Origin of the sequence: Pseudomonas sp. Marseille-Q0931, from assembly GCF_940789645.1 — a bacterium.
Lineage (GTDB): Bacteria > Pseudomonadota > Gammaproteobacteria > Pseudomonadales > Pseudomonadaceae > Aquipseudomonas.
In genome coordinates, this window is the sequence record NZ_CALNWT010000002.1 from 143,032 (window position 1) to 169,382 (window position 26,351).

23 protein-coding genes are annotated in these 26,351 nt (G+C 61.1%); 9 read left to right on the forward strand and 14 right to left on the reverse strand.

Translation table 11 applies throughout. The annotated features are described in order from the left end of the window. The first annotated feature begins 79 nt into the window (after positions 1–79). From P3C50_RS06980 to P3C50_RS07005, 6 genes are all read left to right on the forward strand, one after another. Positions 80–691, forward strand: coding sequence for a YqiA/YcfP family alpha/beta fold hydrolase (locus tag P3C50_RS06980; RefSeq protein WP_275545443.1), 612 nt, complete (start codon positions 80–82; stop codon positions 689–691). Positions 692–706: 15 nt separating this feature from the next. Next, a complete protein-coding gene (gene parE, locus P3C50_RS06985; RefSeq protein WP_275545444.1) occupies positions 707–2,605 on the forward strand; it encodes a DNA topoisomerase IV subunit B in 1,899 nt (632 codons plus the stop codon). Next, positions 2,605–3,588: an esterase-like activity of phytase family protein gene (locus P3C50_RS06990; protein WP_275545445.1), complete on the forward strand. Its 984-nt coding sequence runs from the start codon at positions 2,605–2,607 to the stop codon at positions 3,586–3,588. The genes parE and P3C50_RS06990 overlap by 1 nt, the downstream gene beginning before the upstream one ends. Next, a complete protein-coding gene (locus P3C50_RS06995) occupies positions 3,585–4,109 on the forward strand; it encodes a retropepsin-like aspartic protease family protein (protein ID WP_275545446.1) in 525 nt (174 codons plus the stop codon). Before P3C50_RS06990 ends, P3C50_RS06995 begins: the two co-directional genes overlap by 4 nt. A 7-nt stretch (positions 4,110–4,116) precedes the next feature. Continuing rightward, on the forward strand, positions 4,117–6,366 hold the full coding sequence (gene parC / locus P3C50_RS07000; RefSeq protein WP_275545447.1) for a DNA topoisomerase IV subunit A: 2,250 nt from the start codon (positions 4,117–4,119) through the stop codon (positions 6,364–6,366). A gap of 167 nt (positions 6,367–6,533) precedes the next feature. Further along, a complete protein-coding gene (locus tag P3C50_RS07005) occupies positions 6,534–7,253 on the forward strand; it encodes a PqiC family protein (protein ID WP_275545448.1) in 720 nt (239 codons plus the stop codon). 212 nt (positions 7,254–7,465) lie between these two features. Here P3C50_RS07005 and hldE read toward each other — a convergent pair whose 3' ends face one another. The 3 genes from hldE to P3C50_RS07020 all read right to left on the reverse strand — a co-directional run bounded on the left by hldE (position 7,466) and on the right by P3C50_RS07020 (position 11,291). Further along, on the reverse strand, positions 7,466–8,887 hold the full coding sequence (hldE, locus tag P3C50_RS07010; protein WP_275545449.1) for a bifunctional D-glycero-beta-D-manno-heptose-7-phosphate kinase/D-glycero-beta-D-manno-heptose 1-phosphate adenylyltransferase HldE: 1,422 nt from the start codon (positions 8,885–8,887) through the stop codon (positions 7,466–7,468). Positions 8,888–8,968: 81 nt separating this feature from the next. Further along, the gene (locus P3C50_RS07015) at positions 8,969–10,390 is read right to left on the reverse strand and encodes a PIG-L deacetylase family protein (RefSeq protein WP_275545450.1); all 1,422 of its coding nucleotides are present in this window, start codon (positions 10,388–10,390) and stop codon (positions 8,969–8,971) included. Between the two features lie 4 nt (positions 10,391–10,394). Next, the gene (locus P3C50_RS07020; protein ID WP_275545451.1) at positions 10,395–11,291 is read right to left on the reverse strand and encodes a GNAT family N-acetyltransferase; all 897 of its coding nucleotides are present in this window, start codon (positions 11,289–11,291) and stop codon (positions 10,395–10,397) included. Between the two features lie 108 nt (positions 11,292–11,399). On the opposite strand from P3C50_RS07020, the gene P3C50_RS07025 reads away from it, so the two are divergent. Continuing rightward, complete coding sequence (locus P3C50_RS07025; protein ID WP_275545452.1) at positions 11,400–12,581, forward strand: O-antigen ligase family protein; 1,182 nt, start codon at positions 11,400–11,402, stop codon at positions 12,579–12,581. Beyond that, on the forward strand, positions 12,578–13,240 hold the full coding sequence (locus tag P3C50_RS07030) for a polymerase (RefSeq protein WP_275545453.1): 663 nt from the start codon (positions 12,578–12,580) through the stop codon (positions 13,238–13,240). Before P3C50_RS07025 ends, P3C50_RS07030 begins: the two co-directional genes overlap by 4 nt. Before the next feature lie 60 nt (positions 13,241–13,300). Here P3C50_RS07030 and P3C50_RS07035 read toward each other — a convergent pair whose 3' ends face one another. The 6 genes from P3C50_RS07035 to P3C50_RS07060 form a co-directional block, all read right to left on the reverse strand. Next, a complete protein-coding gene (locus P3C50_RS07035; RefSeq protein ID WP_275545454.1) occupies positions 13,301–14,176 on the reverse strand; it encodes a glycosyltransferase in 876 nt (291 codons plus the stop codon). Further along, positions 14,173–15,321, reverse strand: a complete 1,149-nt coding sequence (locus tag P3C50_RS07040; protein WP_275545455.1) for a glycosyltransferase family 4 protein — start codon at positions 15,319–15,321, stop codon at positions 14,173–14,175. The genes P3C50_RS07035 and P3C50_RS07040 overlap by 4 nt, the downstream gene beginning before the upstream one ends. Beyond that, positions 15,314–16,303: a glycosyltransferase family 2 protein gene (locus P3C50_RS07045; protein ID WP_343252184.1), complete on the reverse strand. Its 990-nt coding sequence runs from the start codon at positions 16,301–16,303 to the stop codon at positions 15,314–15,316. Before P3C50_RS07045 ends, P3C50_RS07040 begins: the two co-directional genes overlap by 8 nt. Next, complete coding sequence (locus P3C50_RS07050; protein ID WP_275545456.1) at positions 16,225–17,298, reverse strand: glycosyltransferase family 9 protein; 1,074 nt, start codon at positions 17,296–17,298, stop codon at positions 16,225–16,227. Before P3C50_RS07050 ends, P3C50_RS07045 begins: the two co-directional genes overlap by 79 nt. 90 nt (positions 17,299–17,388) lie before the next feature. Continuing rightward, positions 17,389–19,209, reverse strand: a complete 1,821-nt coding sequence (gene msbA / locus P3C50_RS07055; protein WP_275545457.1) for a lipid A export permease/ATP-binding protein MsbA — start codon at positions 19,207–19,209, stop codon at positions 17,389–17,391. A 116-nt stretch (positions 19,210–19,325) separates the two neighbouring features. Then, entirely contained in the window at positions 19,326–20,060 is a 735-nt protein-coding gene (locus P3C50_RS07060) for a lipopolysaccharide kinase InaA family protein (RefSeq protein ID WP_275545458.1), read from the reverse strand. 74 nt (positions 20,061–20,134) lie between these two features. Here P3C50_RS07060 and P3C50_RS07065 point away from each other — a divergent pair, with 74 nt between their 5' ends. After that, positions 20,135–21,412 (forward strand): hypothetical protein, encoded by a 1,278-nt coding sequence (locus tag P3C50_RS07065; protein ID WP_275545459.1) that lies wholly within the window; start codon positions 20,135–20,137, stop codon positions 21,410–21,412. Here P3C50_RS07065 and P3C50_RS07070 read toward each other — a convergent pair. From P3C50_RS07070 to P3C50_RS07090, 5 genes are all read right to left on the reverse strand, one after another. Then, positions 21,345–22,205 (reverse strand): glycosyltransferase, encoded by an 861-nt coding sequence (locus P3C50_RS07070; protein ID WP_275545460.1) that lies wholly within the window; start codon positions 22,203–22,205, stop codon positions 21,345–21,347. The two genes, P3C50_RS07065 and P3C50_RS07070, sit on opposite strands and share 68 nt — an antisense overlap. Before the next feature lie 25 nt (positions 22,206–22,230). Beyond that, complete coding sequence (locus tag P3C50_RS07075; RefSeq protein ID WP_275545461.1) at positions 22,231–23,022, reverse strand: hypothetical protein; 792 nt, start codon at positions 23,020–23,022, stop codon at positions 22,231–22,233. Between the two features lie 30 nt (positions 23,023–23,052). After that, the gene (locus tag P3C50_RS07080) at positions 23,053–24,135 is read right to left on the reverse strand and encodes a CgeB family protein (RefSeq protein WP_275545462.1); all 1,083 of its coding nucleotides are present in this window, start codon (positions 24,133–24,135) and stop codon (positions 23,053–23,055) included. A gap of 99 nt (positions 24,136–24,234) precedes the next feature. Further along, the gene (locus tag P3C50_RS07085) at positions 24,235–25,149 is read right to left on the reverse strand and encodes a glycosyltransferase family 2 protein (RefSeq protein ID WP_275545463.1); all 915 of its coding nucleotides are present in this window, start codon (positions 25,147–25,149) and stop codon (positions 24,235–24,237) included. Continuing rightward, positions 25,146–26,279: a glycosyltransferase gene (locus P3C50_RS07090; RefSeq protein WP_275545464.1), complete on the reverse strand. Its 1,134-nt coding sequence runs from the start codon at positions 26,277–26,279 to the stop codon at positions 25,146–25,148. The genes P3C50_RS07085 and P3C50_RS07090 overlap by 4 nt, the downstream gene beginning before the upstream one ends. Positions 26,280–26,351: the final 72 nt, after the last annotated feature.

The following is a 26,351-nucleotide window of genomic DNA, read 5'->3' on the forward strand; positions in this document are numbered from 1 at the left end:
GAGGTCGCCTTTGTCGCGAATAAATTCGCTCCTACACGCTTGCAGCTTATAGCCGCTTTTTGTAGTAGCCTCCCGCTCCATGACCGCATCCATCCTCTATATACACGGCCTCAACAGCTCGCCCGCCTCGCACAAAGCCAGCCAGTTGAGCCGCGCCATAGCCCAGCTTGGCCTGGAAAACCAGTTGCGCGTACCCGCGCTGCATCACCATCCGCGCCAGGCGATGACCCAGTTGCAGGCGCTGGTCAGTGAGCTGGGTAATCCTGTGCTGGTGGGCAGCTCGCTGGGCGGCTATTACGCCACCTACCTGGCCGAGCAGCACGGGCTCAAGGCGCTGCTGATCAACCCCGCCGTACAGCCGCACTCGCGCTTCGACGGTTACCTCGGCCCGCAGAAGAACTACTACAGCGACGAGACCTGGGACCTGACCGAGGATCACGTCCACGCTCTGGCCGAACTCGAAGTTCCGCCACCGAGCGATCCGATGCGTTATCAGGTCTGGCTGCAGACCGGCGACGAAACCCTCGACCACCGCGACGCCGAGCGTTACTACCGCGGCTGCGCCCTGCGCATCCAGGCCGGTGGCGACCATGGCTTCCAGGGTTTCGCCCAGCGCCTGCCGATGCTCTTCGCTTTTGCCGGTATTAACGCCACACTCTGGCGCGATATCGACTTTTCCGTATTCAATTGATGAACAAGAGCCCCTATGGCCCAGCAGAACGCCTATAACGCAGACGCCATCGAAGTCCTTTCCGGCCTCGACCCGGTGCGCAAGCGCCCGGGCATGTACACCGATACCACGCGCCCCAACCACCTCGCCCAGGAAGTGATCGACAACAGCGTCGACGAAGCCCTGGCCGGGCACGCCAAGTCGATCCAGGTGATCCTCCATGAGGACAACTCGCTGGAAGTGCTCGATGACGGCCGCGGCATGCCGGTGGACATCCATCCGGAAGAAGGCGTGCCGGGTGTCGAGCTGATCCTCACCAAGCTGCATGCCGGCGGCAAGTTCAGCAACAAGAACTACCAGTTCTCCGGCGGCTTGCACGGCGTCGGCATCAGCGTGGTCAACGCCCTGTCGACCCGCGTGGTGGTCACCGTCAAGCGTGACGGCAACGAATACCAGATGAGCTTCGCCGATGGCTTCAAGGCCAGCGAGCTGGAAGTGATCGGCAGCGTCGGCAAGCGCAACACCGGCACCAGCGTGCACTTCTGGCCGGACGCCAAGTACTTCGACTCCTTCAAGTTCTCCGTCAGCCGCCTCAAGCACGTGCTCAAGGCCAAGGCCGTGCTGTGCCCGGGCCTTTCCGTCACGTTCGAGGACAAGGCCGCCGGCGAGAAGGTCGAGTGGCTCTACGAGGACGGCCTGCGCTCGTATCTGGTGGATGCGGTCAGCGAGTTCGAGCGCCTGCCTGCCGAGCCGTTCGTAGGCAGCCTGGCCGGCAACAAGGAGGCGGTCGACTGGGCCTTGCTGTGGCTGCCGGAAGGCGGCGATGCGGTGCAGGAAAGCTACGTCAACCTGATCCCCACCGCTCAGGGTGGCACCCACGTCAATGGCCTGCGCCAGGGCCTACTGGACGCCATGCGCGAGTTCTGCGAGTTCCGCAACCTGCTGCCGCGCGGGGTCAAGCTGGCGCCGGAAGACGTCTGGGAGCGCATCGCCTTCGTCCTTTCGATGAAAATGCAGGACGCCCAGTTCTCCGGCCAGACCAAGGAACGCCTGTCTTCGCGCGAAGCCGCCGCTTTCGTCTCCGGCGTGGTCAAGGACGCCTTCAGCCTGTGGCTCAACGCTAACCCGGAAACCGGTCTGCAACTGGCCGAACTGGCCATCAGCAACGCCGGCCGCCGCCTCAAGGCGGGCAAGAAGGTCGAGCGCAAGAAGATCACTCAGGGCCCGGCGTTGCCCGGCAAGCTGGCCGACTGCGCGGGGCAGAACCCGATGCGTTGCGAGCTGTTTCTGGTCGAAGGTGATTCTGCTGGCGGCAGCGCCAAGCAGGCGCGCGATAAGGAATTTCAGGCGATCATGCCGCTGCGCGGCAAGATCCTGAACACCTGGGAAGTGGACGGCAGCGAAGTGCTGGCCAGCCAGGAAGTGCACGACATCGCCGTGGCCATCGGCATCGACCCGGGTTCGAGCGACCTCTCCGGGCTGCGCTACGGCAAGATCTGCATCCTCGCCGACGCCGACTCCGACGGCCTGCACATCGCCACGCTGCTCTGCGCCCTGTTCGTGCGCCATTTCCGTACGCTGGTCGACGCAGGCCACGTCTATGTCGCCATGCCGCCGCTGTATCGGATTGATCTGGGCAAGGAAATCTTCTACGCCCTGGACGACGCCGAGCGCGACGGCATCCTCGACCGCCTGGTGGCCGAGAAGCGCCGCGGCAAGCCGCAGGTCACCCGCTTCAAGGGCCTCGGCGAGATGAACCCGCCGCAGCTGCGCGAAACCACCATGGACCCCAACACCCGACGCCTGGTGCAGCTGACCCTGGACGATTTCGAGGGCACCCGCGAAGTGATGGACATGCTGCTGGCGAAAAAACGCGCCAGTGACCGCAAGAACTGGCTGGAAACCAAGGGCAACCTGGCCGAGGTACTGGCCTGATGCGTAATCATCTCCTTGCACTCGGTCTGTTGGCCGGCGTCGCGAATGCCGAGCCAGTGGTGCTGGAAGAGCTGCAATTGCAGGCCGAGTATCCGGTAACGGACATGCCCAACGGCAACCTGTCCGGCCTGGCGCTGTGCGGCGAGACGTTGTGGGCGGTATCCGACCGCGATGACGACCGCCTCTATCAATTGCACCGCGAAGACGGTCTGCTGCGTGCCGAGGCGGAAACCTTCGTCACGCCCGAGCCGCCCGAAAGCGCCCTGCCCTGGGGCCTGCGCATGCGCAACTGGGCGGCCGGCCTGGTACGCGGCGGCAAGCTGGATTTCGAGGGCCTGTCATGCGACACGCAAGGCAACCGCTATCTGGTCAGCGAAACCCGCGCCGCCGTTTTGCAGGTCACCAGCAACGGCAACGCCCAGTGGCTCAACCTGCCCAGCGGACTGGTGCGCCAGGCCCGCGCCAGCGGCATGCTGCTGCACTTCAACCAGGGTTTCGAAGGCATCGCCGTCGACCCTGCCGGTGAGCGCCTGTGGCTGGCCGCCGAGCAGCGCCGCCGCGGTCTTGCCGTGCTGCATCGTAGCAACAGCAGTTGGCGCTGCACCGGTGGCTGCGTGTTGACCAGCGAAAGCGGTGATGAGCCTTCGCCACAAGCCCTTGGCGGTCATCCGGCCCCTCGCGATTTCTCCGGCCTGGCCTATTTCGGCGAGAAACTCTTCACCCTGGAACGCCAGGCGCATCGCATCTGCCGCCGCGCCCTGAGCGACGGCGTCGCGGAGATCTGCTGGTCGTTCGCCGATGAGGCCCTGAGCGAGCCGCGCCGCTACGCGCCAGACTACGGCATGGCCGAAGCGCTGTGGATCGACAAGGACGGCGCCTGGATCGGCGTCGACAATGGCAGCCAGACCCGCGCCGATGGTGAAGAACGCCCCATCGTCTGGCGTTTCGCTGCTCCCAAGGGCGGCTGGAGCCGGCGTCCGTGAGTGAGCAGACGCCCGGCCGTCGTGCCGGACGCGTGATGTGGGTGCTCGCCTGGGGCGCCGGCCTGCTGCTGGCTACGCATTTCTTTGGCGGCTGGGAAGATCGCCAGCGCAACCCCAACCAAGCGCCGCAGTCGCTGCATGGCGAGGGTTTCGTCGAAGTGAGCCTGGCCAGCAGCCGCCAGGGGCACTACGTGGTCAACGGCCAGATCGACGGGCAGGACGTGACCTTCCTGCTCGATACCGGCGCCACCCAGGTGGCGATTCCCAGCCAGGTCGCCCGAAACCTCGGCCTGCAGGCCGGCGCACCGGTACAGATCCGCACCGCCAACGGTATCGCCACCGCGCACCGCACGCGCCTGGAGCGCCTGCAGCTCGGCGACATCGTCCTGCATGACATTTCCGCGCTGATTGCTCCGGGCATGGACGGCGACGAGATCCTGCTGGGCATGAGCGCCCTGAAACAACTCGAATTCAGCCAGAAGGGCGGCACCCTGGTGCTGCGCCAATCAACTTTGCAATGAGGCCCGCATGAGCGAATCCCTCGATTTGAGCCTGGAAGGCGTTGAACGCCGTTCACTCGCCGACTTCACCGAGCAGGCTTATCTCAATTACTCCATGTACGTGATCATGGACCGCGCGCTGCCGCATATCGGCGACGGCCTCAAGCCCGTGCAGCGCCGTATCGTCTACGCCATGAGCGAGCTGGGCCTGGACGCCGACTCCAAGCACAAGAAATCGGCGCGTACCGTCGGTGACGTGCTCGGCAAGTTCCACCCGCACGGCGACAGCGCCTGCTACGAAGCGATGGTGCTGATGGCGCAGCCGTTCAGCTACCGCTACACCCTAGTCGACGGCCAGGGCAACTGGGGTGCGCCGGACGATCCCAAGTCCTTCGCCGCCATGCGTTATACCGAGGCGCGCCTGTCGCGTTACTCCGAAGTGCTGCTGGCCGAACTTGGCCAGGGCACGGTGGACTGGGTGCCGAACTTCGACGGCACGATGAACGAGCCGGCGACGCTGCCGGCGCGCCTGCCCAACCTGCTGCTCAACGGCACCACCGGCATTGCCGTGGGCATGGCCACCGACGTACCACCGCACAACCTGCGCGAAGTCGCTGCCGCCTGCGTACGCCTGCTCGATGAGCCAAGCGCCACGGTCGAGCAACTCTGCGAGCATATCCAGGGCCCGGACTTCCCCACCGAAGCCGAGGTCATCACGCCCAAGGCCGACCTGCTGAAGATCTACGAAACCGGCCGCGGATCGGTGCGCATGCGCGCCGTCTATCGCGTCGAGGACGGCGACATCGTCGTCACCGCTCTGCCGCATCAGGTGTCCGGGGCCAAGGTGCTGGAGCAGATCGCCGGCCAGATGCAGGCCAAGAAGCTGCCGATGGTCGCCGACCTGCGTGACGAGTCGGACCACGAGAACCCGACCCGCATCGTCATCATCCCGCGCTCCAACCGCGTCGATGCCGACGAACTGATGACCCACCTGTTCGCCACCACCGATCTGGAGTCCAGCTACCGCGTCAACACCAACGTCATCGGCCTCGACGGCAAGCCGCAGGTCAAGGACCTGCGCACCCTGCTCAGCGAGTGGCTGGTATATCGCGTCGGCACCGTGCGCCGTCGCCTGCAGTTCCGCCTGGACAAGGTGGAAAAGCGCCTGCACCTGTTGGAAGGCTTGCTGATCGCCTTCCTCAATCTCGACGAGGTGATCCGCATCATCCGCACCGAGGACTCGCCCAAGCCGGTGCTGATGGAAACCTTCGGCCTCACCGACGTGCAGGCCGACTACATCCTCGACACCCGCCTGCGTCAGCTGGCACGCCTGGAAGAAATGAAGATCCGCGGCGAGCAGGACGAACTGGCCAAGGAGCGCGAGAAACTGCTGGCCCTGCTCGGCAGCGAAGCCAAGCTGAAGAAGCTGGTGCGCAAGGAAATTCTTGAGGATGCCGAGAAGTATGGCGACGACCGCCGCTCACCGATCGTCGCCCGCGCCGAGGCCAAGGCGCTGTCGGAAACCGAGCTGATGCCGACCGAACCGGTCACCGTGGTGCTCTCGGAAAAAGGCTGGGTGCGCTGCGCCAAGGGTCATGACATCGACGCCACCGGCCTCTCCTACAAGGCTGGCGACGGCTTCAAAGCAGCGGCGCCTGGACGCTCGAACCAGTACGCGGTATTTATCGATTCGACTGGCCGCAGCTATTCGCTCACCGCCCACAGCCTGCCATCAGCCCGAGGCCAGGGGGAGCCGCTGACCGGCCGCCTGACCCCGCCGCCGGGCGCGACCTTCGAATGCGTGATGCTCCCCGAAGACAGCGCGCTGTATGTGATCGCCTCCGACGCCGGCTACGGCTTCGTGGTCAAGGGCGAGGACCTGCAAGCCAAGAACAAGGCCGGCAAGGCCCTGCTCAGCCTGCCCAACGGCGCCAAGGTGGTTGCTCCCAAGCCGGTCACCAACCTGGAAGACGACTGGCTGGCCGCCGTGACCACCGAAGGCCGCCTGCTGCTGTTCAAGGTCACCGACCTGCCGCAACTGGGCAAAGGCAAGGGCAACAAGATCATCGGCATTCCTGGCGAGCGCGTGGCCTCGCGTGAGGAGTATCTGACCGATCTGGCCGTACTGCCCAGCGGCTCCAGTTTGGTTTTGCAGGCCGGGAAGCGTACCCTGACACTCAAAGCCGACGACCTCGAGCATTACAAGGGCGAGCGCGGCCGCCGTGGCAACAAACTGCCGCGCGGCTTCCAGCGCGTCGACCAGCTTCTGGTGGAATAGCGTCGGCAACACGCCCCGTTCGTCCGGGATATCCGCGCTACCGGCAAGCAGCCAAGGCTGGAGTCGTAGCGCGGTTTGACGGATGATACGCGCCCTGGGTCGTCCATGACCCCCTGCATGATATGGGATCGATGTGCAGCTGCCCCAGAAGCGGCTGCCTGGAATTGATGATGACTGTAGTACGCCCGATGGCTCTGCTTCTGACCGCGCTGCTCGCACTGAGCGGTTGCAGCCTGCTGCAGCAGAAGCCGGTGCCCCTTTACCAACTCGACAGCGGCGATGCGGTGACGCCGACCAAAGACAATGGTGTAACCGTGCTGGTCGGCCCGATCAGCGTGGCCGATTACCTGCGCCAACAGCATCTGCTGCAGCGCCAAGCCGATGGCAGCCTGGTTGCCGCGCAGGACGCTCGCTGGGCCAGCAGCCTGGCCAACGATATCGACCAGCAGGTGCTGCGCCAGCTGGCCTGGCGCCTGGATAGCCAGCGCCTGGTACTGGCTCCTGCCGCACCCGGCTTCAGCGCCGACGCACAGGTCATGTTGACCATTACCCGCCTGGACTCCGGCCCAACCCAACCGGCCGTGCTCGAAGCACAATGGCGTTTGCTCGATCGGCGCGGACAACTGCGCGACAGCCGCCTGATTCGCCTGGAACAGCCACACGGGGGCCCGCTGGCCGAGCAGGTCAAGGCGCAGAGCACTCTGCTGCAGCGCCTGGCCGCTGAGATGGCAGTGGCCATTCAACCTGTTGCCGCAGCCGAACCGACACCCGAGCCGCGCAAAAAACCGCCGGTGGCCAAAGCCAAACCGCAGGAACCGACCACTGCCGGGCCGAAGATTCCGGTGGCAGAACCGATCAAGATCGATACGGAAGTGTTTCGTTTCTAGACAAAAAAGCCCGCTGATGCGGGCTTTTTTATGGGTAAAAGACAGCTGAATTTGCCGAGCTCACAGAGTCCCGGGGACGGCTCGATGCATTCGACTGCATCATCGCCACTACACCTGTGAGCCTTGGCCGTCGAAGCTCAAGACACCGCGCTCGCCGCGACAAGCACCATCAAGCAGCGAGCCGGCGGCAGTCGCTCAGGATAACGTTGCACCTACTTGCTGCGGATCTTCTCGACGATGGCGGTGGTCGAGCTGTTCTCCACCAGACCGAGTACGCGCACTTCGCCGCCATAGGCCTGAACGATATCGGCGCCGACCACCTGGTCGATGCCATAGTCGCCGCCTTTGACCAGCACATCCGGCTGCACTTGGCTGAGCAGTCGCTCGGGCGTGTCTTCGCTGAAACTCACCACCCAGTCAACGGCGCCGAGACCGGCGAGCACTGCCATACGACGATCGACGGCATTAATAGGCCGGCCCGACCCCTTGAGCCGACTGACCGAGGCGTCGTCGTTGATCGCAACGATCAGTCGATCACCCTGCGCGCGAGCCTGCTCCAGATAGGTCACGTGACCGGCGTGAAGGATGTCGAAACAGCCATTGGTGAAGACGATTTTCTCACCATGGGCGCGGGCGTCCTCAATGGCGATCAAAAGCTGGTCCAGGCTCAGCACACCACGTTCGGAGCCTTCCTCGCGCTGCACCGCACGACGCAGTTCCGGCGCGCTGATAGCAGCCGTGCCCAGCTTGCCGACGACGATGCCGGCGGCCAGGTTGGCCAGGGCAACCGCTTGCGGCAGCTCCTCCCCTGCGGCGATAGATGCCGCCAGGGTGGAAATTACCGTGTCGCCAGCGCCGGTAACGTCGAACACCTCACGGGCCCGAGCCGGCAGGTGCAGCGGGGCATGCTCGGGACGCAGCAGGGTCATGCCATGTTCGCCACGGGTGACCAACAGCGCGCCCAGCTCCAGCTCACGCATCAGCTTGGCACCTTTGCTGACCAGCTCAGCCTCATCAGTACAACCACCAACGATAAGCTCGAACTCGTGAAGATTCGGCGTGATCAGACTGGCACCACGGTAGATGGAAAAATCCTTGCCCTTGGGGTCGGCGAGTACCGGAATACCTTTCTTGCGTGCCGCCTGGATCAGCGCCTGGTGGTTCTGTAGCGCGCCCTTGCCGTAGTCCGACAACACCAGCACCTTGACCCCGTCGAGCAATGCTTCGACCTCACGCGCCAGCGCAGCGGTGTCGGTATTGAAGGGTTCTTCGAAATCCATGCGCAGCAGCTGCTGATGACGGCTCATCACACGCAGCTTGACGATGGTGGGCTGGTTATCGATGCGTTGAAAGTGCGCCTCCACCCCGGCGCCACGCAAGCTGTCGCCGAGGCTTTCAGCCGCCTCGTCGTCGCCGGTGACGCCGACCAGCAAGGCACGCGCGCCGAGCGCCGCGATATTCAGCGCCACGTTGGCAGCGCCGCCCGGACGATCCTCGATCTGATCGACCCGCACCACGGGCACCGGGGCTTCGGGCGATATGCGCGAGGTGCCGCCGTGCCAATAACGATCGAGCATGACATCACCGACTACCAAGACGGGCGCCTGATCGAAACGGGGCATGGATAATTTCATGCGGAAACTCCGGGATTGCAAAATCGCCGCGGAGAATAACACATCGGCTTTCACGCACCGCCGTGTGCTATTCAGCGCAGCTCAGCGGACGAAGGGACGCACCCAGAACAATTCATGCCGACGCACAGCCTTGCGGAAGAACTCATCTTCGCCCGCCTGCGGCCAGCGACGTGCAGCCAGACACCATTGAATGAAGCGACGCAGACGCTTCTTGAAAGCCAGCGGGGTTTGCAGGTCGTGCTGCATCGCCAGCGCCTGACTCTTGTCGAGCAGCACATGGTCATCGAGCTGCAGGCACCAAAGCTTGTCGGCCGGCAAAGGCTCGATGCACGGAGGCAGAGCGATACCATTACCCGCAGGGCCCATGGGCCAACGATCATTATCAACCAGGTGATTGGCGTAGAGCAGTTGCACATCCGGCTGCCAACCACTTTGCTCAATGGCCTGGAGCAATGCGCGCCCTGTTTGGATGTGGTCGGGATGAGGGTCGAGTTCGGGATGAGGCAGCACCACCACTTCTGGCTTGAAGTGATTCAGCAGGGCGGCAAGATCGGCTTTGAGGTTATGCCAGGTGGGGGCGCCATCCGCATCGGCGGGCAACTTCATCGCATTGAAGCGACGCACGCTGCGGATGTCGGAGTCGCCGGATTCACGTGAGGCGAATGGCATGTTCGGTTCGCCCTCCATGTGCCTCAGTTGCATGCAGTAATAACCCAGGTGCACACAACGACTGGGTTCGACACCGCCCCACAACGGCACCGTATGGCTGCTCCAGCTGCGCAGCCGTCCCTTGAGACGAGCCGCGGCCGCATCACTGAGACCGAGGCGACGGTAGAAATCGGCCTCGATCTCACCTTGGGTCAGGGTGACGATGGAAACTTCACTACTGCGGCTGTACAGACCAAACGCGGCAAGCTCGGCATCGTCGGCATGAGGGGCGAGCACCATCACCCGACGCCGGGAGTAATCGGGATTGTTGAAGCAATACAGGGTCGCCTCACGACCTACCCGGCAGAAGCGCCCACGCAGTCGCAACTGCCCGCTGCGCAGCGACGGCAGGCAACCCGAAAGATTGAGAAAGCGCACGCCATTGACGCCTCGCTCGAAATCCTGCCGATCCTGGGCTTCGCCCTCGCCGATGAGCACATGAGGATCGAGGTAACGGCCAAGCCAACCGCTGCGGATGTGCACCGCCAGTACCAGCGTGTCGGCATCGTCGGGCAATGCGGCCCCATTCGGAGATACCAACCCCTTACGGTCGAGCAGAACCGGGAAGCTCAGGCTGTCGGGCGGAAAGGCATGGCGATAGTCATCGCGGGGGGAGTAGAAAAGATGATCGGAGAACCAGGCTTCGTGGGCGATCCAGGCCAATAGCAGCACCACCGGGGTGGTACTCCATGATCCGAACCAGTCCAAACCGACCAGAATCGGCAGTGCCACGACCATGAGAATGCGCTTGTTACGCCGATGCCGACGTAGCAATTGCTGCTTGCGTGCTTCCATTCATTTACACCTGAAAAACAGGTTGGCGATTACACCAACGATCCTTGTATTCCACATCGGCTCGGCCGAATGAGTAGCGTAGCGGCTTCCCTCGAGCACGCGCATCTTCCCAGGCGGACTGAGTATTGATAAAGCTGAGCACACTACCGGGACTGAAATCACGGGAGGCTGGATCGACTCCGCCGTTGATGTATTCGATGCTGATCCAGTCTGGCGATTCGACCCTGTACAGCACCTGAACGGCAATCGGGTTGCCGTCCAGCTGCAGATAATTGCCCCAGAGAAAATCCTTCAGTGCGTCGAACACTTCGCACAAATGCTGTTTGCCGGGGACAGCGAAGCCCCATCTTTTTTCGAACAGTTCCGTGTAGATGGCAGCCAGGGCATCGGGCGACAGGCCCGAAACCGGCAGGATTTCACCACCCGCCCCTTCCAGCATTCGCAACTCGCGCCGCTGGTTGTAGCGAAACTTCTTGCCGTATTCCTCCGGCTGGCGCGCCAGCGCCAGCTCTTCTCGCTGTTTGCGCAGCGTCGATATGCCGCCCTCATGCAGGGCAGCTACATAACGCATGCGCTGGCGAACCGGGGCCATCGCCCCCGCGGCGATCGGCAATATGACCTCGGCATTGCCCAGATCGAACAAGTCCCGTCGCCCCTGACGCTTGAGCACATCGCGCGACAACGCCAGATGGCGTCCCCACACGGGGACGGCTGCCCGCAACTCACCCTGCAGTGGCCAGCCCAGATAGCGCACGGAGATACCTGCCAGTGCCGAAAGCCGTGAGACCACCTGTGGGTGAGTCATCACGCTGCCGCCCAGCCGCTCCCACATCTGTGCATAAAGATCAGCGCTGATGGGGCGCCAGCCACGCTCGCGCCAGCGTTGTAACGGGTTGAACATCGGTATCCGGCTCGAACGAAAAGATCGCAAAGCTTAACACGCAGTCGCTGCCTCTCACCCGGTCGATGCTTTAACATAGGCTCCTTTGATCGATGATTAGGATTTCTGGTGCAAACACCTTCACAGCCTGGCGCCAGACGCCTGCGACTCCACGATTTCATCACCAGTCGCTGGCTCGTGGGGGGTTATCTGGTCCTGTTGACCGGCCTGTTCTGGATACCCGACGGCAGCCTGTACACGAAATTCTATTACGCTTTTCTCGCTGCACCCGCCCTACTGGCGGCCCTGCTCGCCCCTGCTCAGCTGAGGGTCATCCTGCGCGATCCGGTGATTCTCAGCTTTCTTGCGTTCAGCCTGTGGCTGCTGATCAGCATGAGCTGGGGCCGCGCCGAGGAAAGCGCTGGCAGCCTGGCCAAGCGCCCTCTCTACGCGCTCATGCTATTCATAGGCTGCGCACTGATCGCCATCAAAAGCGAACAGCTGCTATTGAAAACCCTGCGCATTGGCGCAGCAATCGGTGCATTGGCCGCGCTGATCAACGTCGCCTGGTTCCTGTACAGCGCGGCGCCGGGCGCTCGGTTGATCGGAACCGGCGCCCTGCGCAACCCCCTGCTCACCTCCCACGTACTTGGTTTTCTGTGCACCTACTGGATCGCGGCATGGCTGTCACGCAACGAGCGTCATGACTGGCTGCCAATACTGATGGCGATCCCCTTGCTGGCAGCGCTGGTCGCAACCGGCTCACGCACACCGCTGATGGGTCTGGTACTGACCAGTTGCTGGATGCTGCTGATGAGCCGCCAACGCGCGATTTATCTCAACGCCCTCCTGCCAATCGGCGCCGGCGCGGCCTATCTTGCAGCCCCGGAGATCATTCTGCAGCGCGGTACCTCTTTTCGCCCCGAGCTCTGGGCCGATGCCTGGCGCCAGGCTGGCGAGCATCTGTGGTTCGGTGCCGGCTATAACAGCAAGTTCGAGTTCGATATTCCGGGCGTCGGCCATCTGCTGTACGACCCTCACAATGTCGAGCTAGCGGTACTTCTCGAACTGGGCCTGATCGGTCTCGCTCTGTGGGCGACCATGTACACCTTCGCCCTCTATCGCTGCATGCGCCTGCGTGCGCTGCCACAGTTCCAGATCGCCTCGGCACTGCTGATCTATGGCTTGTCCGCAGGCCTGACCGAAGGCGGCAACTATCTGTCGCGCCCCAACGAAAGCTGGTTTCTGATCTGGATTCCCCTGGCATTGTTGGGCGCCCTTTCCATCCGACACCGACAGGCCCAGGCATGAAACGAATCGATGCGGCGCAGTTGAACCTGCTGCTGGAGGGCGCCAAAACCATTGAAGAGGATGGCCTGGGTATCAAGGTCGCGCGCCTGCAGGGCGGCGATTTCCTGAAGCTCTACCGGCGCAAGCGACTGCTGTCTTCCGACCTCTGGAACCTGCCGGCGCAACGCTTTGCAGACAATGCCCGAGGCCTGCTGCAACTGGGCATTACCGCCCCGACCATCCTCGATGTCCTGATCATCAGCGAACGCCGCCTGAGCGCTGTACGTTATCAGCCATTGCCAGGTGACACTCTGCGTAGTCAGCTGGGCTTGGCGGATCCCGTGGCACGCGCCGAACTGGTGGTGGCATTCGGCACCTTTCTCGCAGAGCTGCATCAACGTGGCGTTTACTTTCGCTCTCTGCACTTGGGCAATGTCTTGCTCCTGCCGGACGGTTCCTTCGGCCTGATCGACCTTTCCGACATGAAGCTGGAGGGCAGCCCGCTCGCGCCCTGGAAGCGGCGCCGCAATCTCCAGCACATCCTGCGCTACGCCGAGGACATCGACTGGCTGACGCAACAGCATCTGGACAGCTGGCTAGCCGGCTATGCGCGTGGCGCCGGCCAGCGCGACGCCGCGCGCTTCACCCGTGATCTGAAGAAGTGGCTGAAGGACAGGTGATACCGGACGAACCAGCCAGCCGACTGACGGCAGCAGCATTATTGCCGAGACGGGGACCGCTCAACGCTTGAGCCAGTAGCGCCAAAGCCCCTTGAGCGTCTTTAGGTTGCGCGAGCGCCAGGGAATCTGCGCGAGCAGCTCGCCAGCGAGTTGACGATCCTCATTGGCGACCTTGGTGAACATGGCGTTCAGGTAACGCAGGCGCGTCGCCTCGTAGCCCGGGTGGTCGCTGAAGCGCCGGTAGATCGCAAGTTCGGTTTCGATCATCAGGCGGCGGTTCTTGTAAGTGTTGCTGCCATGTACACGGTACAGGGCCAGCGGTTCCTCGAGTATGTCGATGAAATAGCCGGCCCGCGCTATGCGCAGCTCCACGAAGTAATCTTCGATACGAATGGTCGGATCGAAGCCGCCCACCTCTTCGAGTGCCTGACGGCGAAACAGCAGGGTCGGCGCTGGTGGGCCCGGTTTGCGATCCATGAACAGATCGTCAAAATCGAGGCGCCGAGCGGGGCGATGACGCTGCTTCTTGTCGGGCAGTGGCTTGCCGTCACCATCAATGAGCACGATGCCACCTGCACAGATACCCGTCTCCGGATGCAGTTCCATAAATGGGATCTGCAGGGAAAGACGCTCGGGTAACATCACGTCGTCCGACCCCAGCGGCGCGATATAGCGGCCTTTGCTACGGCTGATCATTTCGTTGAGTGTGGTGCAGAGCCCCTTGTTGGCCTGTGCCACGAAGTCGAACCCGAGCTCCGCCTGCAAGCGCCGGATCAGCTCGACGCTACCGTCACGCGAGCCGTCATCGACCACCAGCAACTCGATGTTGGGGTAACGCTGCGCATACACGCTACGGATACTGGCCTCGATGAAGTCGGCGTGGTTATACGAGGAGATCAGTACCGATACCAGAGGCAGCGGGTTGTTGTCGGTCATGCAGACGATCCTGTCAGCGGCTGATCGCCTTCGAGCAGCTCACGGTATTTACGACGGAAGTCTTCGATATCGTGCTCCCGACGAAGATACTGGTAGGCCCGCTCCCCCAGTTCGATCCGCTCGGCCTCGCTATCGGCCAGGCTGGCACGCAGTTGTCCGGTCAGCGAGGCCACGTCGCCAGCGGCGAACAGCCGCCCGCCAGCGCCCTGCAACAACGGCCGCATTGCCGGAATATCCGAACCGATGACCGGTAAACGGCCACACATACCTTCCAGCAGGGCCAGGCCAAGCCCCTCCTGCAGCGAAGGCATGGCGAAGATATCGAAAGCCTTGACGTAACGCATCGCATCGGGCTGCGTGCCGCAAAGATGAACACGCCCCTGCAGCCCCAACCCGGCGATCTGCGCAGCGAGCTTGTCGTATTCACGCCCGCCGCCGACGATGGCCAGATTCGATTGCGGGAACTCCTGACTCACGGCAGCGAATGCTTCAATCAGATGAGTATGCCCCTTGATCGGAACCAGACGCCCGATGGCACCGATGATCACCGGCTCCATCGGCAAGCCCAACGACTGACGCGCTTCGTCTCGATACAGTTGTAGGGACTCCGCCAAGTCGATATCCAGCGCATTGGTTATCGCCAGCGTGTTCGCCGCCGTGAAACCACAGCGCAAAGAGACGAGGTAGTCGACCACCGCCGGCGACACTCCGACAAAGCGCCAGCGCTCATCAATCAAACGCCTGGCCTGCCAGCGCCGATAGAACCGGTCGTACTCGCCAAAGCCGTGGGATACGCCGATACAGCGGGCAATACGCAACTGCTTGTTGAGGTGCATGAACAGGTTCACGGCCTTGAAACGGTGCAGCAGCACCACATCGAAACCTTCCTCACGACAGAACTCCAGCAGTCGCGCCCGCACCTTGCGGCGTAAACCGCTCATGTCCTTCTCTTTAAATTCGAAGAACACCTGGCGTCGGTCTGGCGGGTTGAGCTCACCCTCAGCAGGCCGGCCTTCCAGGTAGGCATTGACAACCTCGAAGCGCTCTGCAGGCAGCCCCTGCAGGATCTGTTCGCCCAGGTCGGAATTGGTGTCCGCTGCGTTATAGCGTGTCTGCAGTTGCAGAACTTTCAGGGCCTTAGCCATCCATCCGTCCTATCCACAGACGAATAGCCTTGCGCAAATAAGACAGCTTGAGCAGGACACGCCAGTCGCTCGCCACCGCCTGGCGGTAGAATTGCTTGGCAGCTGGCAAATCTCTTGCCAGGCAGGCACTGCGAAACAGTGAAAGGCAGCGTTGCTGGTAAAAGGCCGCACGCAGTTGTTGCAGTGCCTCGGGCAATCGCCCGAACACCTCGTCGACCAGTTCAACCCCGCCCGCGAGGCTGGAAGAGAAATCATGGCGAAGGCTGTCGCTATGCTTGTGAATCATCGCCAATGGTTCTGGCAGCAGCGTGATCGGATAAACCGCAAGGGTCTGCGCGAAGACGGGAATATCCTCGGCGTTGCGAAAACGCTCGGGATAGTTGCCAGCCTGGAAGATGGAGCGATGCATCACGCAGGCGCCGTTGGAAATGCTCAGTGTCTTGTCGAGCAGATAGGCGCGCACACGCAGCAGCGGTGTATCAGGCAAATGATCGGGCGAATGCTGGCGACGCCGCCCATTCTGATCGACCGACCAATGCCCGCCGATCACCATACGCGTATGGGGGTTGCCGATCAGGTGCGCACGAATCAGAGCCAGGCTGTGTGGCGCCATTTCGTCATCCGCATCGAGAAAGATCAGCCAGTCATGGCGAGCCCTCTCGATACCCAGATTGCGCACGGAGGCCAATCCACCATTTTCCTTGCGCAGTGCGGTAAAGCGATCGGGAAATTCGACCTTCAACGCCTCGATGACTTGCGGCGTGTCGTCCTTGGAGCCGTCATCGATGATCAGCAACTCATCATCATCACCCAACTGCGGCACCACCGAGCGAACGGTGCGTCCCAGAGTTTTGGCATAGTTATATGCCGGAATAACGATCGTGATCGCAGTAGGCCCACTCATTAACGGTCCCCTCCGACCTTTCGACTCAGTACGCGGAAGCCTCTGGCCACGCGATTGACACTCATGAACATCGCCCATCGATCACGCATGAAACTCAGCGACAAAGCCGGCCGCACGACTTGGCCTGTGCCCCAGCCCGGTCGCCAGCAAAAACCATCTCGTCGCTTGCGATAAAGCGTCAGAACCGGCACGCCCAACGCCGAAGCCAGATGGCCAACCCCCGAATCGTTACCAATCACATAACCGGACTCGTACAAGTGCGCGGCCAACGCTTTGGCATCTGGAAACTCGGGGACCTCGAATTCGGGTGCGAACACATCCACATGATCGTCGCGCTCCTTGGGCGACAGCACGAACTGCGGTTGATAGCCGGCAGCGCGCAAACGCCTGGCCAAGGCCAGGTACTTAGATGCGGGCCAGTTCTTCTTCACGTTGTACGAAAGCGGGTGGAACATCACACGCCGAGCATGTCGGCGATGCTGGAGCGTGGGCGGCGTCTGCAGGCCGATATCGCTACTGGCATCGCTCAGCCCCAAACGCATACGGCAGAAGGCGACCGCCTGCTCGACCATACTGACGCTATCGTCCGGCAGGCAACGCAGCGGCCCGGCGGCTGCAGCCAGAGGAGCCAGAAGGCGAGCCTTTTCCGCTGGCAGTCGCGCCAGGGTATCGACCGCCGGGTCTTGCACGAATCGTGAGTCGACTTTGAGTGTGCCGACGAAGACATAACGCCTGGCCAATTCCTCGGCCGCCTCAGCATAGCGGGTCAGCATGCTACCCATGTCTGAGATGACCAGATCGAAACCATCGAGCACCGCGAATGTGTCTGCGGGCGGCGGCAGCGGCCGGGTCTCGAATAGCGGCAACCAGTCGTTGAGGGCGCCAAAGTGATTGCTCAGCACTGTAACCCGATAACCAGCGCGCGCCAGGTTGGCAGCCAGTACCAGGTAGACGCATCCATCGCCCAGGCCCATGGAAGGCACCAATGCGATCCGACAATCAGCCGACACCACTGATAGATGGGTATCAGCGTGCGTTAAAACCTCGCCCATCAAAACTCCCGCATAATCCAATATCGTCCGTGACCAAGTACTGCAAACTTTTGAGCACATCCGCTCATTCGGAACGCCGTGTCGCTGTCGCTTCGACGTCCGCCCTTTCAGTCAGGGCTCGGGCTGTTCCTGCACTTGCGGTTCATCCTTTTCCTCGAGGCCCATGGCATGAAGGCGGGCGTAGTAACCGTTTTGCGCAAGCAGTGACTCGTGGGTACCGCGCTCGACGATGCGTCCCTGATCCATGACCAGGATCAGATCAGCCTTCTCGATGGTCGACAACCGATGCGCAATGACCAGCGTGGTGCGTCCCTCCATGACCTTGTCCAGAGCGGCCTGAATATAACGCTCGGACTCGGTATCCAGTGCCGAGGTCGCCTCATCGAGAATCAGCACAGGCGCGCTTTTGAGCAGCGCCCGGGCGATCGCCAGACGCTGACGCTGGCCGCCCGACAGCATGACGCCATCCTCGCCCACCTTGGTGTCGAAACCCTGCGCAAGCAGATCGATGAATTCGCGGGCATAGGCAGCCTCGGCGGCCTGCTCGACCGCCTCGCGAGGCAGATTCCGGAGATCGCCATAGGCAATATTGTTGATGACGGAGTCGTTGAACAGGGAGACCTGCTGCGTGACCAGGGCAATATGTTTTCTCAGGTTCTCGACGCGATAGTCTTCTATCGGCGTGCCGTCGAGCAGAATCTGCCCCTGATCATGCTGGTAGAAACGCGGAATCAGATTGGCCAGAGTCGACTTGCCGCTACCTGAACGACCGACCAACGCAACCATCTGCCCCGGTTCCACGCTAAAACTGATGTCCTGCAGGACGGTTTTTTCAGTGCCCGGGTAGACGAAGCTCAGATGTTTGACATCGAGAGCTCCACTGACCCGCTCTTTCTCGACCGTGCCCTGATCCGGCTCGGGCGCCTCGTCCAGTTGCTCGAAGATGCTTTCGGCGCCGGCAAGCCCTTTCTGGATGGTCGAGCTGACCTCCGAAAGCTGGCGAATCGGCTTGGGCAGAAGCCCTGCGGCGGTGATATACGCCACCAGATCACCGACACTGGCGTCGCCGCGCAGGAACAGCACCAGGAACATCAGGAACGCCATGGCGGCGTAATTCACCAGCTGCAAGCTAGGCGTATAGATCGCACTGGTGCGGGTCATGCGCAGTTGCTTGCGGGTACTGTCCTCGCTCGCCTCGTAGAAGCGCTCACGCTCGTAGCGCTCGCCACCGAAACTGCGCACCACACGGTAGTTCTGAATGGTCTCGGAAGAAACATGGGTCAACTCGCCCATGGCGCTCTGAATCTTGCGGCTCTGGCTGCGGAATTTCTTGCTCGCACTCTTAACCATCAATGCAATGAGCGGCAGGATCGCCACCATCACCATGGTCAGTTTCCAGTTCATCCACAGCAGATAACCGAACAGGAAAACCACCGTCAGGCCTTCTCGCACCATGACCTTCAAGGCGTCCGTCGCCGCGCCGGTGACCGAGCCGACGTTGTAGGTGATGCGGGAAATCAGGTAGCCCGTGGAGTGGTTATCGAAATAGCGGTTGGGCAGTGTCAGCAGGTTGTTGAAAAGCGCGATGCGCAGATCCTGTACCAACCCCAGCGATACCCTAGCCAGATAATAGCCGCCAAGAAAGGAGCCGATACCCTGCCAGAAGGTGATCAGCAAAAGCGCCAGCGGTACGCCGTAGAGTAACTGCATGCTGCCCAGCAGCGGCAATTCGACCATCCCGGCCTCGGGGCTGGCGAGCCCGTCGACGAAGTATTTGAGCAGGCCGGCGAGCATCGGCTGAGTCGAGGCGAAGATGATGTAACCGATCATGCTCACGCCGAACATGAACCAGTAGCGCCTCATGTAGCTCAACAGCCGCATGTACAACTTGAAGCTGGAGAGGGAAGACGGTTTGGCGCTTGAATCAGGCATAAGATGCTGGCTCTGTGATTAGGCGCGCGATTGTACCATCAGGCAACACGCAACCAAATGCAGGCGAAATACCTTCGCATTTGTGCGCCTGCATTGGCGCTCAGCTCAGGATGGCGTCATGGCGAACTCTGCAATTCCTGCGGCGGACGCCAGCGTGTCGGTTTGCAGGCCACGCTCATACCATGCAGCTCATTCAGCACAGCCCGTGCGTCGATCCTCGGCGACCTAATTGCAGAGGCATAGCATGCAACCACATCTTGAAGTTCGGGATCACTCAGCCCCAGATCGCGCAAGCGAAGGAGAATCTTCTTCAGATCTTCGACGCCTGCTTCTTCGCTGAAATCATCTGCACGCTCGAAATCCAGCAGACAAGTTTCGTCGGCGACCAAGAAGTTATAGGGGTTACAGTCACCATGGGCGATGCCGTGACCGTGCAACTGGCCAAGCAGGCTCAGCGACTGGCAAGCGCCTCGCAACAATTGCGGCCCCGTCAATGTCGCCAGTGGTACGCCCGGCAAAAACCGCGTGAGCAGCAGGCTTTCGTGACAACGCGGATGCCGGTTTTCGGTGTACATTAGTGGCTCTGGGGCTGCAAATCCCAGTGTATGCAGCCTTGCCAGCACCATCGCCTCATCGCGTAGAGGAGAACGGTAGGGCCGACGCAATATTCGCTTCCACCAGGGTTTCATCGAGCGGCGATAACGTTTGACGAACAGGACGTCGTCTCCCCGCGTAATCCTGGCGACCGCTCGCCCCGGCGCAAAATCGTCTAACTGAGCGAAGACCGGCAACAACGCCCCGATCTGTTTGCGCCCGAGCAGCTCCTTTTGAAAGACTATGGTTTTACTCACCTAGAGCCTCCCAGTGAAGTCTGGCGGCGTCGGGTGCTTCGCGTGCAGCCTCTTGCTGCCCCATGGATCGATTCATGTATAGCCTCTACGCCAAAACAAAAGAGAGCCTAAGGCTCGCTACTTATGCCGGCCACAACCTATGCAATCCAGCAGCCGCGCTGCTGGCACACCTGCTATTCGACAATCGCTCTACACGCAAGCGCATTCGCAGCGCAATCAAGCTGATACGCATGACGCCGCGTTACAGCAACCACGAGCAGTTGAAGGGCCACGCGTACATCTGGCACTGCGACCGCGATGACCAGAGCGCCTTGGCCATGAGCCTGGGCAAGCAGCTCGAGCGCAATATCAGCTTCATGCCTGCCATCAAGCAGGACGCCGACAAATCGCTGGACTGGCGTGCCATGTACGCAGCCTGGAAGATAACACGGCGCTGCCCGTTGCCCTGGCTACAACGGTTCTACGTATTCAGCGTCTTGTGCCACACCATCAAACATTTCAAAGCCATCGACACACTGCAGATACCCCAGCAAATCACCTCCCTGGTGAGCTACAACAGCGCCAACATTCCCGAGTGCTTTCTGGTCGCCGCCTGCCGGCATCACGGCCTGCCGACCTACTCGCTGCAGCATGGGCTTTATCATCGTTATCGCGGCGAGCAACCGATCGACATCATCAACTACGAAAACGTCACCGCCGGTACTCTGCTGGTCTGGAGCGAGTTCTGCCGTACGGAGATCGAGGCGTTTTACCGCGAAACAGCCCGAACCCCCGATTTCGACATGCAGGTTGCCGGTTACATTAACCCGCCTGAGCCAACCCAAGTTTCACCGCGGCCCGCACATGCGCAGAAGCACCTCCTTTGCGTGCTGCCAGGCAAACGCTACGTGAAGGACAGCATCGAACTACTCCGTTTACTGGCCGCACTGCAGCCACGCTACCCGCTTACAGTGCGCCTGCACCCGCTGCTCGCCAGCAATGCAACATTGCTGGCTGCTCTGCCGCCCAGCGCAACGCTCGATGACAGTCCTACCCTTGCCGATACACTACGCGCCGGACGCTACGACCTGGTCGTCGGCTTCAATACCACCAGCCTGTTCGAAACGATGATGTTCGACGTCCCCTGTGCACTGTATCGGGCACAGAGCCTCAACCTCACCGCAGATGGAGTCCCCAGTTTCCGGACTGCCGCGGAGCTGGCAGCGCTGATTGAATCTCCAATCGACACCCGGCTGATCGCCGATTATCTGCTGGGCGCCTCGTTTTTTCGCTACCGCGAAATCATCAACGCAGCAGAAACTTCAACGCCACCCGCCATTGAGCCGGATAGCGCTGAATTCCCACGGCCTTAAGCCAGCGAACGCGCAATGCCAGCGGAAGGTGCGCTCTTCTCAACAAGCGCAGCCAGTAACGCACCGCTAGTGCCTCCTTACGCCGCTGCTGCCCCTTGGCCAACGGCCGCGCGCAGGAAAAAGGCAACTCCAGCGGCGCAGCATCAGCGTAGGCAAGCGCCTGACGAGCCCAGGCCTCGCCAAAGCTGCCCATTGAAAAGTGCAAAAGATCGATATCGAAGACGACTGCGACCTTGCCGGCCCGGGCCACGCGCAGGCTGAAGTCAACATCGTAGAAATGAAACCCCCTCAGTCGCTCGTCGAAGCGCGTTTGAGCCCATACCGAACGGCGCGCGAACAGCCAGACGCCGTCCAGCGCCACGACAGGCACGCATTGGCTCGAACCGCTGTCGGCAGGCTTGGCGAAAGCCGCGCTGGCATCTGCACTCGATGAACCGTGCAGTACGTTGATGCACAGATCGTCTTCATCACCGCTGTGCCAACCAGAGGGCGTTGCCGCCTTGTAGCGGCTTCCCGCCAGCCCGATGAGGGCAAGCTCTGCGTCGCCTGAGAAATGAGCTAGCGCACGCGCGCCCCAATCCGGGCTGAGGAACTCGACATCCTCATGCACGAAACACACGAATGGGAAGCTCGCCCTCGACGCCCCCTCGTTGTAGACCGCACAAATACCTCGCCCCTCGATACTGTTGTCCATGGCGACCAGCTCGTGTTCGACACCGATCGTGGCCTCGATATTGCGAGCCACCGCCTGCAACCTTGCGGGTTGGGCGCTGCAGATCACAACGGAAATCACGCGACGCGTCCCGAAAAACCACCGTTCATTTAACTTTCTTCAGCCCCAGGTAATAGAGTGGAAACTTGAGGTACAGCTTGAGCTTTTTACGCAGCAGGTAACCCCGGCTACGGCCGAGCCATTTCTCCTCGAATATGTACTTGGCTCGTTTGGTCATCAGCCACTGGCGAGCCGAGGTGTGAGTACTTAACGTGCGGCTATCGAGATGATCGACTACCGAAGAGGTGACCAGCACGTGCCGCAATCCATTCGCCTGCAGCGTCAAGGCGTAGTCGTTATCGGCGTACCAGAAGAAAAACCGCTCATCCAGCGCGCCGATGATGTCCAGAATGGATCGGCGAAACACCAGGCACCACCCGGAAATTTCCCGCAGCACGCCGTAGCCTGGATAGACACCGCTGTCGAGCGGGAACCCCTTGGCCGGATGATGCAGGGAGCAAGCCGGGCTGGCACTGCTGACGCTCGGATCCTGTTCGAACACACGCAGCAGCTCTGAAGCCCAGCCGGGATGGAAGGACAGATCGTTGTTGCAAATGGCCACGAAGGGCGCCTGTCCTTCGCGAATGCCGATGTTCATATAGGCGTGGTAGTTGAAAACGCCTTTGGGATATAGCGTGACCACGTCCGGCTGCGTATAGATAGGCGCTTGTGCATTCGACTCGAGCACCCAGATACGGAAGCGAATCCGCTCGGAGTCTTCCGAGGTGACCAGAGAGTCCAGACAGTGTTCGGTAACTTGGCGCAAGGCGTCGTCCTTGGCGAAGCTGAGTATCACTACGTCAAACCATACGGGTGACGATGCAGGGAAATCATTCATGCGATATCTCGAAACGTAAAAAGATCGCCATCAGGAACAGGCCAGAATACGCGCCACGCGATGCGTCCAGGTGTGTTCTGCAAGAAAGCGCGCCTGCCCCTTACGTGCGATACGCTCACGCTCTTCGGGGTTGGCCAGATAATGACGAACCTTGTCCCTTAGCTCGGTTCTTGAGCGAAATATCTCGATTTCCTCTCCAGGCGTGAACAGCTCGGCGATTTCCTCACAGTAGTCGGTCATCAGGAAACAGCCTGCCGATAGCGCTTCGAAAATCCTTAGATTGACGCCTGTTTCGGCGCCATAAAAATCCGAGCGGGTGATGTTGAGCACCATTCGAGAAGTCTGTAGCAACTGCCGCAACTCCTCACCCCATACGGTTCTATCGTCGACGCGCTGTTGCAGCGCCGGAGACATCAGTGCCCGGTTACGACGCCAGCGATTGCCGCGCACCGTCAGGTGTTCGCGGATATTTTCCAGCAGGAACACCCTGCGCAAATCGGCGCTACCAACGAACAGCACATCATGCTCTGGCTCAGCCTGATGCTGAGGCAGGACCACGGCACCGAACGGCAAGTGCAGAGCCTCGAGCCCCAAGGTTTCACGAAAGAAACGCGTCGTCACCGCAGAGAAGGAGAACAGCTGGTCGTAACGTGGCAGCTCCTGCCCGATGAAGTAGAGAAACTCCCGACGTTTGGAATACAGGTTGCAACTGTCGGTATCGTAGAGCATGAAGCGCGCACCGGCGCCACGCACCATGCTTGCCACCTGCTCCACGTCGTAGTGCTTGTACAGGAAGCCGATCACCAACACGTGCGTCGGCGCCTCTTCCTCGATGAGCTTGCGCAGCGGTTGCAGCGGCAGACGCGGCAAATGAGTGAAGCCGTCCCGTTCACGGGCTTTGTTTCTCGCCTTGTAAAGTGCCGATGCCACGCCATACCAGCGGCGCGGCTTCTGCTGCAAAGCATCCCAGTGGACTGCTGACACACCAGCACCGAGAAAGGCCTCGTACAACTCGCGGCCCAGTGGCACGCCGCCTATGCCATCCAGAATCAAATACTTGCGTTTGCCAACAGGCGTCGTATCGCTATCGAGCATGTGCTCCATGTCATCCATCCATAGGCTCCGGGTACTGCTTTGCAACACCCGGCCGGTAGCTCGAATTAATGATCGCTTGATCGCTAGGTGACGGCTGCGCTGCACACTGATGGCAGCTCAGCACGCTTGCCTGGCTCGCGGTTTCAACAGTAGGTGCCGAAAGCGCTTGAACAGCTGACGATCCCACTGCCGCAGGGGGATCTGCGCGAAAAGTCTCCACGCGAACCGTTTGTCCTGGGTTACGGCTGGACCGAGTATCTTGGTGAGCAAGCGCGCCTTTCCGGACTCGTAAGCCGGATGATCGCGGAATAGATCAAGCAACTGCATACCGTAACGGTACTCGGCAAGATAATTACGCGACAAACCTCCTTCGTGCTTGCGATACAGGGTCACGGTGTCGGGTATGACATCGATACGGTAACCTGCATGGGCGATTTTCAGAGTCATCTGAAAATCCTGCACACGCAACGAAGGGTCATACATGCCGGCCGCGAGCATGGCATCGCGCCGATACATCACCAGATTCCCACCTACCACCAAGGCCTGAGCCAGCGCCTGGGAGAAATCATAGCTCCGGACCTCACGAGCCTTGTTTTTCTTCGGCAGTATCGCGCCATGCTGATCGATACGCTGCGCACGACCGCCAAGGCACCCGACTTCCGGATGGTCCATCAGGTAATGGGCTTGCAGCGCGATGCGACCGGGCACCATGACATCGTCCGCATCGAAAGTGGCGACGAATTCACCCTGCGCCAATTCCAGCCCCTTGTTCAGCGCGGCGCTGACCCCTTGATTGGACTGACGGATGAATTCCACGCGACGTACCCCCGGGTAACTGCGCCAGTCGCGCAGCGCATCCTCGATACAGCGCGCACTGTCATCAGTTGATCCGTCATCGATCACGATCAGCTCGATGGACTGATAATCCTGCTCAAGGATACTGCGCAGTGCATCGCCCACATAAGATGCGTAGTTGTAGCAAGGCACAATGACACTGACCAAAGGCGCACCGGGGCGCTCGCTCACGCTCATAAGCGACAGGCCGACCAGCGGGACAGGGTGTCGAAGAATCGCGGAGCGACTGCAGAGTCGACGAAGCGGCTCTCCAGCCGGCCGCGCATGTCTTCGCGCAGCCGCTCCAGCTCTCCCTGCTGAACCGATGCGACGTTTCGCAGACTGGCAGACAAGGCATGCCAATCACCGAAGGTGAACAGTTCTCCACTCTCACCGACCACTTCCCTGCCGCCACCGCAATCGCTGCAGACCACAGGCAAACCAGCCGCCATGGCCTCGAGCAACACCATGCCGAACGGCTCGTGATCGGAACTTAGAGCAAACATGTCGAAGGCCCGGAAGTAGCGCCTGGCTTGCGGCACATGCCCCAGGAAACGAACCTGCTCTGCGATACCCAGTTCGGCCACCAAGGCCTTGAGCGTGGCCTCGAGCCGCCCCTCTCCGACTATGACCAGCAGACTGTTGTCCGGCAAAGTGGGAAGCGCGTCGGCAAAGGCGCGGATAAGGGTTTCCTGATCCTTGTCAGGATGCAACCGCCCCACGTTACCGATCACCCAAGCCTGACTCGGCAGGCCTAGCGCCTGGCGTGCAACTGAACGTGAGAGCTGCTCGGACTGCACGGCTTGCAGATCAATCCGGTTGTAGAGCGTCTGAATGCGCTGCTGCGGCCACCCCGGCAAGCAAGCGCGCAGGTCATCACGGACCGCGTCGGATACACCAAACAGGTAAAGCCGCTTACGAAACAGGTTGGCGAAAAACTGGCGCGACTTGCGTTGATAATCGCCGAAGGCGTGATGAATACCGATCACTGGCAACTTGGTGCCCAGCATGGCCACATAGGCGGGCTTGGAGCGATGGGCAATGCACAGGGCGAAGTTGCGTTGAGACGCGATGCGACGAATCGCTCGAATCGCGCCGAGCTTCAAGCCCCTCAACTGCTTGCTGCTGTATTCGAGAAAGACCACCTCATCGGAGGCAGATCCCGCCTCCACCTGAGCGTCGTACTTGCCGCTCAGATACACGGTCATCACCTTGTACGGAGTGTCGGCAAAAAGCACAGCGTACTGCCGAGCACAATCGAGAAACGGCCCATCGTAGCCATGACAAATCTGCAGCACCCATGCTTGGCTCTTGTTATTGGTTTTCATGATCCCTACCAAAAGTCACGACGAACACTTAAAAAGGAACTCTAGCCCTTAACCTGAACAGCGAATGCTTCG